The sequence below is a fragment of the Streptomyces sp. TLI_55 genome (genome assembly GCF_900206255.1).
Lineage (GTDB): Bacteria > Actinomycetota > Actinomycetes > Streptomycetales > Streptomycetaceae > Streptomyces > Streptomyces aquilus.
Map to the genome: position 1 here is coordinate 1,794,024 of NZ_OAOJ01000001.1, position 13,036 is coordinate 1,807,059.

Sequence of the window (13,036 nt, forward strand, 5' to 3'; positions counted from 1 at the left end):
GCGTCAGCGCTTGGTCGTGTCCGTCGGCTCGGTGACCGGGCGGGAGCTGGTCACGTCACCGGGAGCGGCCTGGATGATGCGCTGCGCCGAGGCCTGGTCGTCGGCCTGCTGCGGCGGGTCGGCCGGGGCGGGGGTCTTGCCCTCGTCCTTCATCGCCTTCGCCTCGCTCTTGAGGATGCGGGCGGACTTGCCGAGCGAGCGCGCCATGTCGGGAAGCTTCTTCGCGCCGAACAGCAGGATGATGACGACGAGGATGAGAATGATCTCGGGGGCGCCGAGCCTTCCGAACATAAGTCTTTACCTTCTCACCGAGGCGGCTGGAGTGGGGTGCTGTACGACCGGTCGGACAGGTGTCTGAACGATCGTGTTGTCAGCGATCGTAACGCTCAGGGGTAAACGTGAGGCAATCCCCGTGCGTACTCCCGGTCCGCGATCCGGGCCTCGTTCTCCGGTCCGCGACCAGCAGCGTACCTGCCCATGCCGTCAAGGTGACAGGGCGAAGTGACCCAAAACGCTTGCGGCGCAGGACTCACATGGACAGCACAGCGGCACTCACAGTGCGTCCACCGAGCGCGCGGTGCTCTCGGCGGCCCGCTCCAGATCCGCCGCGGCCCTGCTGATGCGCTGCGCGGAGTCGGAGACCTGCCGGCCCAGACGCTGCGCCTCCAGGAAGACGCGTACGGCGAGCACACCGAGGACGGCGATTCCCAGGAAGCCCACAGCGACGGCGAACATCGACCAGAACATAGGCAGACCCTAGAGGGTCGAGTGCAGGCGCAGTGTCCTGACCCCGCCGCCGGTGAGCAGCTCCACGATCCGCTCCCCGGCCGGCTTGCGCACGGAGACTCCGCAGTCGGGGCAGGTGAACGAGTAGAACGTGGTCTTGCTGGTGGCTCCGATGGCCAGCCGCAGGGCGCTCGCGGTGAGCTCGAAGCGGCCCCGGCAGTCCGGGCAGCCCGCCCGGAACACCATCGGGGAGACGCTTCTCATCCCGGCGAAGGCAGCCGCCACGGACATCCCCGCCGCATCGGAAGCGGCGGCGCCGGGGACACTCGCCCCGGAGGTCGCCGCACCCGAGGTGACCGCACCGGAGGTAGCCGACTCGCTCAAAGCCCCTGCTCCTGCCTGTCGTACCGCTCGTCGTCCCGCACCTCGACCCCGTCGTACGCCGCCAGCGCCTCGCGCGCCGCCTGCCGGGCGCTGTCGGCCAGCCCGCTCGGCGAGACGATGCGGCCGTCCCGGCCCAGGCGCAGCGCCAGCCGGCGCAGGGAGGCCGGGTCGGGGGTGCGCAGGGTAATACGCAGCCCGCCGTCCGGAAGCTCATCCGCACTGTCGTGCGGGTAGTACTCGGCGACCCAGCGACCGCCCGGGCCCACCTCGACGACGACCTCCGGGTCCTCGGCGGCCGGCTGCACCAGCGCCTCGGACAGGTCGCGCAGCTCGATCTCGGGCGGCGCGGACGGCTCGTCGAGGATCTTGATCTCGGCGACCCGGTCGAGGCGGAAGGTGCGGCGCGCCTCGGAGCGGCGGCACCAGGCCTCGACATAGGTGTGGCCGACGCTGACCAGGCGGATCGGGTCGATCTCGCGCTCGCTGAGTTCGTCACGGGCGGGCGAGTAGTAGCGGATCCACAGCCGGCGCCGCTCGGAGATCGCCCGGTCGACGTCGGCGAAGACGCCACCCTCGGACTCGAAGGTCACCGACAGCCGGGAGCTGGCGCCCGCCTGCTCACCGGCGGCGGTCTCCACCTTGGCCGTCGCCCGCAGCAGCGCCTGCCGGTCGCTCTCGCGCAGACCCGGCAGCGTGGACACCGCGCGGGCGGCGACGAGCAGCGCGGTGGCCTCGTCGGCGGCGAGCCTCAGCGGCTCGGCGGTCTCCTCGCCGAGGGCGGCCGGGTTGTGCCACCAGATGCGCTCGCCGTCGGTGTCGATGTCGAGGAGGTCACCGCCGCGGAAGCTGGTGCCGCACATGGGCAGCACGTCGAGGTCGGAGACCAGCTCGTCCTCGGTGATGCCGAAGGCCCGGGCGACGTCCTCGACGCGGGCGCCGGGCCGCTCCTTCAGATACGTCACCAGGGACAGCATCCGCCGGGTCTGGTCGATGGCGTTGACGGGCCTGACCGGTTTGCCTGCCACAGTTGTTTCCCGCTCCCCCTCAGCCCTTGGCCACGGCACGCAGCCGGTCCACCACGTCGGCCCGCAGCTCGGCGGGCTCCAGGACGACCACGTCCGGACCGAACTCCACCAGCCAGGCGTCCAGCCCGTGGCCGTACGGGATCTCCAACTCGTCCCAGCCGTCCCCGAGTTCCCGCACCGCGGTGGCCTTCGCCCGCAAGGGGTAACCGGCGTCCGTGCGCAGCCGGATCAGCGCGCTGCGGTCGGCGGTCTCCCCGGCCCAGCTCGCGACCGTCTCACGGACGGTGACGACGTCGGGCACCGGCGCGGTGAAGCTGCTGCCGCGCGAGCGCACCTTGCCGGTGATCCGCGACAGCCTGAAGACCCGCTCGGCACCCCGGTCGCGGTCCCAGCCCGCCAGATACCAGTGCCCGCGCCAGCACTCCAGGGCCCATGGCTCCACATGCCGGGTCTCGGGGTGGGCGGCGGTGGCCTTGCGGTAGTCGAAGACGACCGGGCGGCGGTCCCGGCAGGCCAGCATCAACGGCTCGAACGCCGCCTCGTGCACGGGGATACGGGGCTCCAGGGCGCCGTGCGCCTCGTACGGGTCGACGTCCTCCGGCAGCCCGGCCGCGCGCAGCTTCTGCAGGGCGCCGCTGGCCGCGCCCGCGAGGCGGGCCTGCTGCCACACCTTCGCGGCCAGGCCCAGGGCCGCGGCCTCCTCGGCGTCGAGGGTGATGGGCGGCAGGCGGTTGCTGTCGCGGCGGGCGAGGTAGCCGACTTCGCCGTCGAGGTTCTCCACGGTCTCGATGACCAGCCCGAGTTCGCGCAGATCGTCCTTGTCGCGCTCGAACATCCGGTTGAAGGAGTCGTCGCTGCTGGCTTCGAGGTAGGCCTCGATGGACTCGCGGAGCTCACGCTTGCTGAGCGGCCTGCGGGTCCCCAGCAGACACAGCGCCAGGTTCATCAGCCGCTCGGCCTTGGCAATGGCCATCGACGCCCTTCGCCTCCCTATGGTGCGTAATGACGTTGACCGTACCGCCCCGCGGTGGCGTGGCAAAAGCCGAGGACCCATGCCCGGACAGGCATGGGCCCCAGCCGATCGAGACCGATCGTGTGACGATCACACGTCAGATGGGACGATCAGACGGCGATCAGGTCGACCACGAAGATCAGCGTCTCGCCCGGCTTGATCGCCGGGGTCGGGCTCTGGTTGCCGTAGGCGAGGTGCGCCGGGATGGTCAGCTGGCGACGGCCACCGACCTTCATGCCCTGCACGCCCCGGTCCCAGCCCTTGATGACGCGGCCGCCACCGAGCGGGAACTTGAACGGCGTACCGCGGTTCCAGCTGGCGTCGAACTCCTCGCCGGTGCTGAAGGCGACACCCACGTAGTGCACGGTCACATTCTGACCGGCCTGCGCGACCTCGCCGTCGCCCTCCCAGATGTCCTTGATCTCGAGGTCCGCCGGGGGCTCGCCGCCCGGGAAGTCGATCTCGGGCTTGTCGATGCTCACGTCACTAGCTCCTGCTTGTTCACGGAAAGGCAACAGGGACAGTCTTACACCCTGACAGGGCTCACATCTTCGCGAGGATGTCCACGGTGAACACCAGCGTCGAGTCCTTCGAGATGCCACTGCCGGCCGGCGGGTTGTCGCCGTAGCCCAGCTTCGGCGGGATCACGATCAGGACGCGGCTGCCGACCTTCTTTCCGGTCAGACCCTGCGCCCACCCCTTGACGACCTGCTGCAGCGAGAACGACGTCAGCGCCTTGCGGCTGTACGTCGAGTCGAACTCCTTGCCGGTGTCCCACAGCACGCCCTTGTACTGGACGAGCACGGTGTTCTCCGCCTTGACCTCGTCGCCGTCGCCCTCGATCACGTACTCCGCGACCAGCTTGGTCGGCGCGTCAGCCTTCGGCACGTCGATGGTCGGCGCCTTGCCGTCGGTGTTGGTGCTCACCTTCGGCAGCTTGCTGTCGTCCTGGGCGACGGTCTTGCCCTTGGCCGAGCTCTTGGCGTTGAACGTGCCCTCGATGTCGACCACGAAGACCAGCGTGTCGGTGCCCTTGATGCCCGCCTGCGAGTTGCCCGTCTTGCCGTACCCCCACGTCGGCGCCGTGGACATCAGCACCCGGCTGCCGACCTTCTTGCCCGCCAGCGCATAGCGCCAGCTGTCGATGATCGAGCCCTGGGCGAGCTGGATCACCAGCGGCGTCTTGCGGTCGTAGGAGTTGTCGAAGACCTTCGCCGTGTCCCAGATCTGGCCCAGGTAGTTCGCCTGGATGTAGTCGTTCTCCGCGACCGTCTGGCCGCCTCCCGCGATCACCGTCTTCACCGCGACCTGGTCCGACGGATCACCGCTGCCCTTGGCGACCGTCGGCTTCTCACCGAACTTGGTCCCCGCCGTGATCGCCGGCAGCGGACCGTCGACGATCTTCGGCGCCGGCGCGGCGGACGTCTCCGACGCCGAGGGAGACGGAGACGTGCTCTCGCTCGCCTTGCTCGAGTCGGAATCCTCGTCACCGCACGCGGCGAGTGTGGCCATTCCAGCGGGTACGGCAATGAGAAGTGAGCGTCGGCGCACGGTGAGAGCCTCGTAATCGATCGATCTTGTTGATGGCGTGCGCGCAACTCTACGGCGTGAGACGGGCGCCGTACGGAAAACGTACGGCGCCCGTGTTGCGTTCCGGCAATCCGGCCGGAACACCCGACTCACATACCGGCGATCAGCTTCTCCACCCGGTCGTCCACCGAACGGAACGGGTCCTTGCACAACACCGTGCGCTGCGCCTGGTCGTTCAGCTTGAGATGGACCCAGTCGACGGTGAAGTCCCGGCGCTGCTCCTGGGCCCGGCGGATGAAGTCACCGCGCAGCCGGGCCCGAGTGGTCTGCGGGGGCACGGACTTGCCCTCGAAGATCTTCAAGTCGTTGCAGATACGGGCCGCTTGCCCCTTCCGCTCCAGAAGGTAGTACAGCCCGCGACGACGGTGGATGTCGTGATACGCGAGGTCTATCTGCGCGACCCGCGGATGCGACATGGTCATGTTGTTCTTGGCCCGGTACCGCTCGATGAGCTTGTACTTCATCACCCAGTCGATCTCGGTACCGATCCGGTCGAGGTCCTCGGCCTCGATCGCGTCCAGCGTGCGGCCCCACAGCTCCAGGACCTGCTCGACGGTGCCCGTACGAATACCGCGGCGCTCACAGAAGTCCACGGCCTTCTCGTAGTACTCGCGCTGCACCTCCAGCGCGGAGGCCTCCCGGCCGCTGGCCAGACGCACCTTGCGCCGGCCGGTGATGTCATGGCTGACCTCGCGGATCGCCCGGATCGGGTTCTCCAGCGTCAGGTCACGCATCACCGTGCCCGCCTCGATCATGCGCAGCACCAGGTCGGTCGCCCCGACCTTCAGCAGCATGGTCGTCTCGGACATGTTCGAGTCGCCCACGATGACGTGGAGACGACGGTAACGCTCGGCGTCCGCGTGCGGTTCGTCACGCGTGTTGATGATCGGGCGCGAACGGGTCGTCGCCGAGGAGACGCCCTCCCAGATGTGCTCCGCCCGCTGACTCACGCAGTAGACCGCGCCCCGCGGCGTCTGCAGCACCTTGCCGGCACCGCACAGCAACTGCCGCGTGACGAGGAACGGAATGAGGATGTCCGCGAGCCGGGAGAACTCCCCGTGGCGGGCGACGAGGTAGTTCTCGTGGCAGCCGTAGGAGTTGCCGGCCGAGTCGGTGTTGTTCTTGAAGAGGTAGACGTCGCCCGCGATTCCTTCCTCGTGCAGGCGTCGTTCGGCGTCCACCAGGAGTCCTTCGAGAATGCGCTCGCCCGCTTTGTCGTGCGTGACCAGTTCCGTCACGTTGTCACATTCGGGAGTCGCGTATTCCGGATGTGACCCGACATCGAGATAGAGGCGGGCGCCGTTTCGCAGAAAGACGTTACTGCTGCGGCCCCATGACACGACACGGCGGAAGAGGTACCGCGCCACCTCGTCGGGAGACAGGCGTCGCTGTCCCCTGAACGTACATGTGACGCCGTACTCGTTCTCCAGCCCGAAAATGCGGCGGTCCATGAGTGAACATTACGCCCGATCCCCTGTGCTGAAACGGGGTTCGGCAGCACGGTTTGGATCATTTTCCGATGAAGCCGCAACCACCGCCCCCCTGCCGGGAGCTGCGAGGACCCGCCCGGTGGCCAGCAGAACCAGCAACGACACACCCCCCGTGACCGCCGGCACGGCGAACCCCCACAGCGCCCCACCGCGCTCCACGACCGGCCCCGCGAGGCCCGTTCCGACCGAGGAACCCACCGTGAACGTCGTCACGAGCCAGGAGAACGCCTCCGTGACCGTGCCCCGCGGCGCATGCCGGTCGACCAGCACGAACGCACACGCGATCGCCGGCGCCAGGAACAGCCCGGCGAGCACGGTCAGCACCACCATCGCCACCGGACCGGGCCGCAGCATCAACGGCACCTGACATGCCGCCAGAAGAGCTACCAGCACCCGCAGTCGACGCGCCGGCTCACCGGTCCACTGCCGCGCCCCGTACACCGTGCCACCGATGAGCGCACCCAGCCCCAGGCCCGCCATCATCCAGCCGTACACCACGTCACCACCGTGATGGTCCGCATACGACACCGACGTGACCGCGATCGACCCCAGCGAGGCACCGACGAACAGGAAAGCCGCCAGCAACGCCAGCAACCCCGGCGAGCGCAACGCACCCAGCCAGTGCGCCTCCCGCGGCGCCGACCGCCACGCGCGCGAGGGCTGCGACACGACCACGGAGAGCGCCCCCAGCACCCCGAGGACGTTCAACACCAGCAACGCCGCCTGCGCCGACCACAGCGACGCGCACAGCGTCAGCAGCAACGGCCCCACCGTGAACATCACTTCCTGCGCCACGGCGTCCATCGCGTACGCCGTGTGCACCTGGTCCTCCCGGTGCAGGACCGACGACCACAGCGCCCGCAGACCGCCCTCCAGGGGCGGCGTGAAGAGACCGGCGGCGGCCACGGCGGCGTAGGACAGCACGAGCGGCTCGGTGCCGGTGAAGGCGAAGGCGGTCATCGCCAGCGCCGACAGGACCGCGGCCGGCAGCTGCACCCGCGGCTGCCCGTACAGGTCGACCAGCCGCCCCAGCACCGGCTGCCCCACGGCATTGGCGACCCCGTACACCGCCGCCAGCGCGCCCGCGAGGCTGTAGGTGCCGCCCTCGGAGCGGATGAACAGCACGATCGCGATCGCCGCGATGGCGTTGGGCAGCCGCCCCACGAGCGTGCCGACGAGCAGCCGCGTCGCATGCCTAGCCCTGAGGATCTCCAGGTATCCCGCGGCCATGTTCCGCCCTCTTCCTCGCCGACAGCACTCAAGTGTTACGTATAACGTCCCGAGTCATACGTACCATGTGCGCTGTTCACGAGTCCAGACGAAAGAGCAGGCACACGGTGGCACGAGGCAGCACCCGCCCCACCAGCCGCGACGTCGCCCAGGCCGCCGGCGTCTCCCAGGCCGCCGTCTCCCTCGTACTCGGCGACAAATGGCGCGGCCGCGTCTCCGAGACCACCGCCGAGCGGGTACGGCAAGCCGCGCGGGAACTCGGCTACCGCCCCAACCTCGCCGCCCGCAACCTCCGCCTCGGCCGCACCCGCACCGTCCTCCTCGTCGTCCCCGCCCTGACGACCGAGTTCTTCGCCGGCGTCTACACCGGCGCCGCCCGCGTCGCCGCCGAACGCGGCTTCGGCGTCGTCCTCTACCCCTCCCCCGAAGGCGTCGGCCCCGCCCGAGACCCCTTCGCCTCCGCCCCGGCCGCCCTCGACGGCGTCATCGCCTCCTCCATGGCCGCCGACGCCCTCACCGCCATCCGCGGCGACCAACTCCCCCTCGTCATGCTCGACAGCGACCCCGAAGGCAGCCTCGGCGCCGCCACCGTCAACCTCGACATCACCGACGGCACCCACCAGATCGCCGACCACCTCCTCGGCCTCGGCCACCGGCACTTCCTGCACCTCGCCGCCGACATCCCCTCCTGGACCTTCGAAGTACGCGCGCGTGCCCTCGCCGAACGACTCGCGGCCACCCCCGGAACATCACTCCGGACCGCCCACACCCCCATGTCCATCGAAGGCGCCCTCGCAGCCACCGAAGCAGCCCTCGCAGCCCCCGGCCCCCACCACCCCACCGCCGTCGTCTGCGACGACGACAAACTCGCCGCCGGCGTCTACAAAGCCCTCCGCCGCCGCGGCCTGCGCATCCCCGACGACGTCTCCGTCACCGGCGTCGACGACATCGCCCTCGCCGCCGCCCTCGACCCCGAACTCACGACCGTACGACTCGACGCCGAGCTCTTCGGCGAACGCGGCATGCAAGCCCTCCTGACCGTCCTGGACGGCCGCACACCCGACGCCGGGGACATCCCCGTCGAACTCGTCGTACGCGCCTCCACAGCCCCGCCCAGCACCCCCTGAACGCCCTGTGCCCCGACCGGGAGACCCGGGCCGGGGCACAAAAAGGGTGAGCGCAGAGAACAACCGCAGAGGGACCGGACTACTCCTCCTCGGAACTCTCCGCCTCGGTCTCCGCACCATCGGTCTCCAGCAGCCGCGCCAGCTGACGACCCACGATCCGCTTGAACTTCCGCTGCTGCGGACGCGTACGGTCCAGCACCGCGACCTCCAGCCGCTCCGCCGGAATCTCCCGCTGCGTACCGTTCGTGTCCCGCGACAACGCCTGCACCGCGAGCTTCAACGCCTCGGCCAGACTCATACCGTCCTGATGACGCTGATCGAGATAGCTGCTGATCTGCTCCGCATTACCACCGACCGCCACCGAACCGTGCTCGTCCACGATCGAACCGTCATGCGGCAGCCGATAGATCTGATCGCCCTCAGGCGTGTCACCGACCTCCGCCACGACCAGCTCCACCTCGTACGGCTTCTCGGCCGCGGAGGAGAAGATCGTGCCCAGCGTCTGCGCGTACACGTTCGCCAGACCACGCGCGGTCACATCATCACGGTCGTACGTGTACCCACGAAGATCGGCATACCGCACACCACCGATCCGCAGGTTCTCGTACTCGTTGTACTTACCGGCGGCCGCGAAACCGATCCGGTCATAGATCTCGCTGAACTTGTGCAGCGCACGGGACGGGTTCTCACCGACGAACACAATGCCGTCGGCATACTGCAGCACAACCAGGCTGCGGCCACGCGCGATGCCCTTACGGGCGTACTCCGCCCGGTCGGCCATCGCCTGCTGGGGGGAGACATAGAACGGCGTCGACACCGGTTATCCGTCCCTTTCTGTAGAAGTCACTGCGATCACCTGAACAAGAACCGGAGCGCCGACCGCCTACAGCAGCGCGGCCCGCGGACCGTCAGGCTGCTCCAGACGCCGCTCCAGAATCGAACGGGCGATGTCGGACGACTCCTCGTCCGTCAACCGACGGAAACCGTCCTCGGTGATCACGGTGACGATCGGATAGATCCGGCGGGCGACATCGGGACCACCGGTCGCCGAGTCGTCGTCAGCCGCGTCGTACAGAGCCTGCACCACCAGCGTGGTCGCCTGCTCCTCGGTCAGATCCTCACGGAACAGCTTCTTCATCGCACCGCGCGCGAAGATCGACCCGGAACCGGTGGCGGCGTAGTTGTGCTCCTCGGAACGACCGCCCGTGACGTCGTAGGAGAAAATCCGCCCCCTCTCCCGGTCGACGTCGTACCCCGCGAACAGCGGCACCACGGCCAGCCCCTGCATGGCCATGCCGAGGTTGGACCGGATCATGGTCGACAGCCGGTTGGCCTTGCCCTCCAACGACAGCTGAGCGCCTTCCACCTTCTCGAAGTGCTCCAGCTCCAGCTGGAAGAGCTTCACCATCTCGACAGCAAGGCCGGCGGTACCGGCGATACCCACCGCCGAGTACTCGTCCGCCGGGAACACCTTCTCGATGTCCCGCTGCGCGATGACATTGCCCATGGTGGCTCGCCGGTCACCGGCGAGCACAACGCCCCCGGGGAAGGTGACGGCCACGATGGTCGTCCCGTGCGGCGCCTCGATCACGCCCTGAGTGGGCGGGAGTTGACGGTTTCCGGGGAGCATCTCCGGCTGGTGCTCGGAGAGGAAGTCCATGAAGGACGAGGACCCTGGCGTCAGGAAGGCAGCTGGTAGACGCCCGGTGCTACGAGTGTTGGCTTCCACGCGATTCCTTCCAAGTAAGCGGCGGCCCGGCGGACGGCGTCGGGATCGTCTCCCAACTTGCCGATGGCCGAATTGCAGTTGAAGCACAGTACGCCACGGACCCTACCCGTCTTGTGGCAATGATCCACATGAACGGCCGGGGCCTTCAGACAGATCACACAGAGGCCCATCTGTGAGGCGACCATCTCGTCACGCTCGGCTTCCGTCATGCCGTACTGACGCTTGAGGTGATCCTGTCTCCCCTGGACCGCCCGACACGCCTTGCAGCGTGTCGACAAGCCGTCGGACGCTGTTGCGTTGCGATGCCACTCGCTGTGTGGCTTGACCTCGCCGCAGGTCCGACAGTGCTTGTGCCCGGCCGGGGCCTCCACGGGCTCCCGGACCGCCTTGCCCATGGATTCCCGGCGCCGCCGGTAGTACGCGGCGCTGTATTCCGCCACGCACTCCCGGCAGTGCACCTGGAGGCCATCACGCCGATTCTTGTCTCGCGCGAATGCAGCAAGCGGCAGCTCTCGCTGGCACTTTCTGCACTCCTTCGCGTTCGGCTCGTCAACCACCCTATTCCCCCGCCACCTTCACTTCGAAGGCAAAGTGGCCAAACGACCTTTACTCTCCACCTTTTTGCACGAAGGAGCGCACGAAATCCTCGGCATTTTCCTCGAGTACGTCGTCGATTTCATCGAGAACCGAGTCCACGTCATCGCTCAGCTTCTCGTGGCGCTCCTTGAGGTCTTCCGAGCCCTGCGCTTCCGCAGTCTGCTCCTCGGCCTCTTCCGTGGAGCGCGTCGCCTTCTGCTGGCCGCCGCCGGTGTCCTTGGTTGACATAACCCTCACCCCGCTCGTTTCGCCCGACATGGTCGCCAGGTCGGCTATCCGCCGTTCGGTGATGATCAGACCCTACAAGCCGGGTCTGACATCGGCCCCGCAGTTTCCTCAACGTGCGGGGGCCACCTCGATGATTCCCGGACGGAGGGATTTCCACCCTGTCCGGCCGACACTGCCCGAGTACCCGCTCAGCCGCCGGAGAGGACCCTGACCAGGTCTTCCGCCGTGCGGCAGCGGTCCAGGAGCTCCTTGACGTGATTTCGCGTTCCGCGTAGTGGTTCCAGGGTTGGGACCCGCTGGAGGGAGTCGCGGCCCGGGAGGTCGAAGATGACGGAGTCCCAGGAGGCCGCGGCGACGTCGTCGGCGTACTGCTCCAGGCAGCGCCCGCGGAAGTAGGCGCGTGTGTCCTCTGGCGGCTTCGTACGGGCCCGCTCGACGTCCGCCTCGTCCAGGAGTCGCTTCATGCGGCCGCGGGCCGCGAGGCGGTTGTAGAGGCCCTTCTCGGCGCGTACGTCGGCGTACTGGAGGTCGAGGAGGTGGAGCTTGGCCGCGTCCCACTCCAGGCCGTCGCGGCGTCGGTAGCCCTCCATGAGTTCACGCTTGGCGACCCAGTCGAGTTCGCCTGCGAGGCTCATGGGGTCGTTCTCGAGCCGGTTGAGGGTGTCTTCCCAGCGGGCGAGGACGTCCTTGGTCTGTTCGTCGGCGTCGGCGCCGTAGCGTTCCTCGACGTACTTGCGGGAGAGCTCGAAGTACTCCATCTGGAGTTGGACTGCGGTGAGTGTCCGGCCGCTGCGGAGGGTGACCAGCCGTCGCAGGGTCGGGTCGTGGGAGACCTGGTGGAGGGTGCGGACGGGCTGGTCGACCGCCAGGTCGACGGCGATGAAGCCGTCTTCGATCATGGACAGGACCAGGGCCGTCGTGCCGAGCTTCAGGTACGTCGAGATCTCGGAGAGGTTCGCGTCGCCGATGATCACGTGCAGGCGGCGGTACTTCTCGGCGTCGGCGTGGGGTTCGTCGCGGGTGTTGATGATCGGGCGCTTGAGGGTGGTCTCCAGGCCTACCTCGACCTCGAAGTAGTCGGCGCGCTGGCTGATCTGGAAGCCGTGTTCGTGGCCGTCCTGGCCGATGCCGACGCGGCCGGCGCCGGTGACGACCTGGCGGGAGACGAAGAAGGGGGTGAGGTGGCGCACGATGTCCGAGAAGGGGGTTTCCCGCTTCATCAGGTAGTTCTCGTGCGTGCCGTAGCTGGCGCCCTTGTTGTCGGTGTTGTTCTTGTAGAGGTGGATGGGCTGGGCGCCGGGGAGTGCGGCGGCGCGTTCGGCGGCTTCGGCCATGATGCGTTCGCCGGCCTTGTCCCAGAGGACGGCGTCGCGGGGGTTGGTGACTTCGGGGGAGCTGTATTCGGGGTGTGCGTGGTCGACGTAGAGCCTGGCGCCGTTGGTGAGGATGACGTTGGCGAGGCCGATGTCCTCGTCGGTGAGCTGGCTGGAGTCGGCGGCCTCGCGGGCGAGGTCGAAGCCTCGCGCGTCCCGTAGCGGGTTCTCCTCCTCGAAGTCCCAGCGGGCCCGGCGGGCCCGGTGCATCGCCGCCGCGTAGGCGTTGACGATCTGGGACGAGGTGAGCATGGCATTGGCGTTGGGGTGGCCGGGGACGGAGATCCCGTACTCCGTCTCGATGCCCATTACTCGCCGTACGGTCATGCGGCCCTCCTTGCCCGGCGGCGCCCTCGGTCGGGGGCGGCGCTCAAGTACCGCTGGCGCTCCGGTGCGTGTGCGGTGCCCGTCCCCGCACTGCGCGACTCGGCGGTACCGAAGAGCCTAGAACGGCTTTGCGCTGGTGGGGAGATCATTTGCGTCATTGCCTTGCACGCCTGTGGTTGTGACGGTGTCCTGGAAAAC

The 13,036-nt window shown here is 68.4% G+C and carries 15 protein-coding genes; 1 reads left to right on the plus strand and 14 read right to left on the minus strand.

The features are described from left to right. Nucleotides 1–3 precede the first annotated feature (3 nt). The 9 genes from tatA to CRP56_RS08395 all read right to left on the minus strand — a co-directional run bounded on the left by tatA (nt 4) and on the right by CRP56_RS08395 (nt 7,457). Complete coding sequence (gene tatA, locus CRP56_RS08355) at nt 4–291, minus strand: Sec-independent protein translocase subunit TatA (RefSeq protein WP_097261776.1); 288 nt, start codon at nt 289–291, stop codon at nt 4–6. Nucleotides 292–552: 261 nt separating this feature from the next. Then, nucleotides 553–747 (minus strand): hypothetical protein, encoded by a 195-nt coding sequence (locus CRP56_RS08360; protein WP_079311563.1) that lies wholly within the window; start codon nt 745–747, stop codon nt 553–555. 9 nt (nt 748–756) lie between these two features. Then, on the minus strand, nt 757–1,017 hold the full coding sequence (locus CRP56_RS08365) for a hypothetical protein (protein WP_097273845.1): 261 nt from the start codon (nt 1,015–1,017) through the stop codon (nt 757–759). A gap of 89 nt (nt 1,018–1,106) precedes the next feature. Next, nucleotides 1,107–2,135, minus strand: coding sequence for a helix-turn-helix transcriptional regulator (locus tag CRP56_RS08370; protein WP_097261778.1), 1,029 nt, complete (start codon nt 2,133–2,135; stop codon nt 1,107–1,109). A gap of 19 nt (nt 2,136–2,154) precedes the next feature. Beyond that, nucleotides 2,155–3,108: a helix-turn-helix transcriptional regulator gene (locus CRP56_RS08375; RefSeq protein ID WP_059196526.1), complete on the minus strand. Its 954-nt coding sequence runs from the start codon at nt 3,106–3,108 to the stop codon at nt 2,155–2,157. Nucleotides 3,109–3,257: 149 nt separating this feature from the next. Beyond that, complete coding sequence (locus CRP56_RS08380; protein WP_097261781.1) at nt 3,258–3,629, minus strand: FKBP-type peptidyl-prolyl cis-trans isomerase; 372 nt, start codon at nt 3,627–3,629, stop codon at nt 3,258–3,260. Nucleotides 3,630–3,690: 61 nt separating this feature from the next. Beyond that, nucleotides 3,691–4,698: an FKBP-type peptidyl-prolyl cis-trans isomerase gene (locus CRP56_RS08385; protein ID WP_097261784.1), complete on the minus strand. Its 1,008-nt coding sequence runs from the start codon at nt 4,696–4,698 to the stop codon at nt 3,691–3,693. A gap of 128 nt (nt 4,699–4,826) precedes the next feature. Continuing rightward, nucleotides 4,827–6,188, minus strand: coding sequence for a Pup--protein ligase (gene pafA, locus CRP56_RS08390; protein ID WP_079311557.1), 1,362 nt, complete (start codon nt 6,186–6,188; stop codon nt 4,827–4,829). Between the two features lie 9 nt (nt 6,189–6,197). Beyond that, the gene (locus tag CRP56_RS08395) at nt 6,198–7,457 is read right to left on the minus strand and encodes an MFS transporter (protein WP_097261787.1); all 1,260 of its coding nucleotides are present in this window, start codon (nt 7,455–7,457) and stop codon (nt 6,198–6,200) included. 107 nt (nt 7,458–7,564) lie between these two features. Between CRP56_RS08395 and CRP56_RS08400 the strand changes: the two genes are divergently transcribed. Further along, nucleotides 7,565–8,584: a LacI family DNA-binding transcriptional regulator gene (locus CRP56_RS08400; RefSeq protein ID WP_179850970.1), complete on the plus strand. Its 1,020-nt coding sequence runs from the start codon at nt 7,565–7,567 to the stop codon at nt 8,582–8,584. Nucleotides 8,585–8,663: 79 nt separating this feature from the next. On the opposite strand, the gene prcA is transcribed toward CRP56_RS08400, so the two are convergent. The 5 genes from prcA to dop all read right to left on the minus strand — a co-directional run bounded on the left by prcA (nt 8,664) and on the right by dop (nt 12,838). Continuing rightward, a complete protein-coding gene (gene prcA, locus CRP56_RS08405; RefSeq protein ID WP_097261792.1) occupies nt 8,664–9,401 on the minus strand; it encodes a proteasome subunit alpha in 738 nt (245 codons plus the stop codon). A gap of 66 nt (nt 9,402–9,467) precedes the next feature. Further along, nucleotides 9,468–10,313: a proteasome subunit beta gene (gene prcB / locus CRP56_RS08410; protein ID WP_097261795.1), complete on the minus strand. Its 846-nt coding sequence runs from the start codon at nt 10,311–10,313 to the stop codon at nt 9,468–9,470. Next, complete coding sequence (locus tag CRP56_RS08415; RefSeq protein WP_373559632.1) at nt 10,265–10,753, minus strand: endonuclease VII domain-containing protein; 489 nt, start codon at nt 10,751–10,753, stop codon at nt 10,265–10,267. Before CRP56_RS08415 ends, prcB begins: the two co-directional genes overlap by 49 nt. Nucleotides 10,754–10,919: 166 nt before the next feature. Then, complete coding sequence (locus CRP56_RS08420; protein ID WP_059196534.1) at nt 10,920–11,138, minus strand: ubiquitin-like protein Pup; 219 nt, start codon at nt 11,136–11,138, stop codon at nt 10,920–10,922. 188 nt (nt 11,139–11,326) lie between these two features. After that, entirely contained in the window at nt 11,327–12,838 is a 1,512-nt protein-coding gene (gene dop / locus CRP56_RS08425; protein ID WP_373559633.1) for a depupylase/deamidase Dop, read from the minus strand. Nucleotides 12,839–13,036: the final 198 nt, after the last annotated feature.

Excerpts from the sequence above, each read along its gene's own strand:
- tatA (WP_097261776.1), bottom strand. The coding sequence starts at position 291 with ATGTTCGGAAGGCTCGGCGCCCCCGAGATCATTCTCATCCTCGTCGTC.
- CRP56_RS08360 (WP_079311563.1), bottom strand. The coding sequence starts at position 747 with ATGTTCTGGTCGATGTTCGCCGTCGCTGTGGGCTTCCTGGGAATCGCC.
- CRP56_RS08365 (WP_097273845.1), bottom strand. The coding sequence starts at position 1,017 with ATGTCCGTGGCGGCTGCCTTCGCCGGGATGAGAAGCGTCTCCCCGATG.
- CRP56_RS08375 (WP_059196526.1), bottom strand. The coding sequence starts at position 3,108 with ATGGCCATTGCCAAGGCCGAGCGGCTGATGAACCTGGCGCTGTGTCTG.
- pafA (WP_079311557.1), bottom strand. The coding sequence starts at position 6,188 with ATGGACCGCCGCATTTTCGGGCTGGAGAACGAGTACGGCGTCACATGT.
- CRP56_RS08395 (WP_097261787.1), bottom strand. The coding sequence starts at position 7,457 with ATGGCCGCGGGATACCTGGAGATCCTCAGGGCTAGGCATGCGACGCGG.
- CRP56_RS08420 (WP_059196534.1), bottom strand. The coding sequence starts at position 11,138 with ATGTCAACCAAGGACACCGGCGGCGGCCAGCAGAAGGCGACGCGCTCC.
- dop (WP_373559633.1), bottom strand. The coding sequence starts at position 12,838 with ATGACCGTACGGCGAGTAATGGGCATCGAGACGGAGTACGGGATCTCC.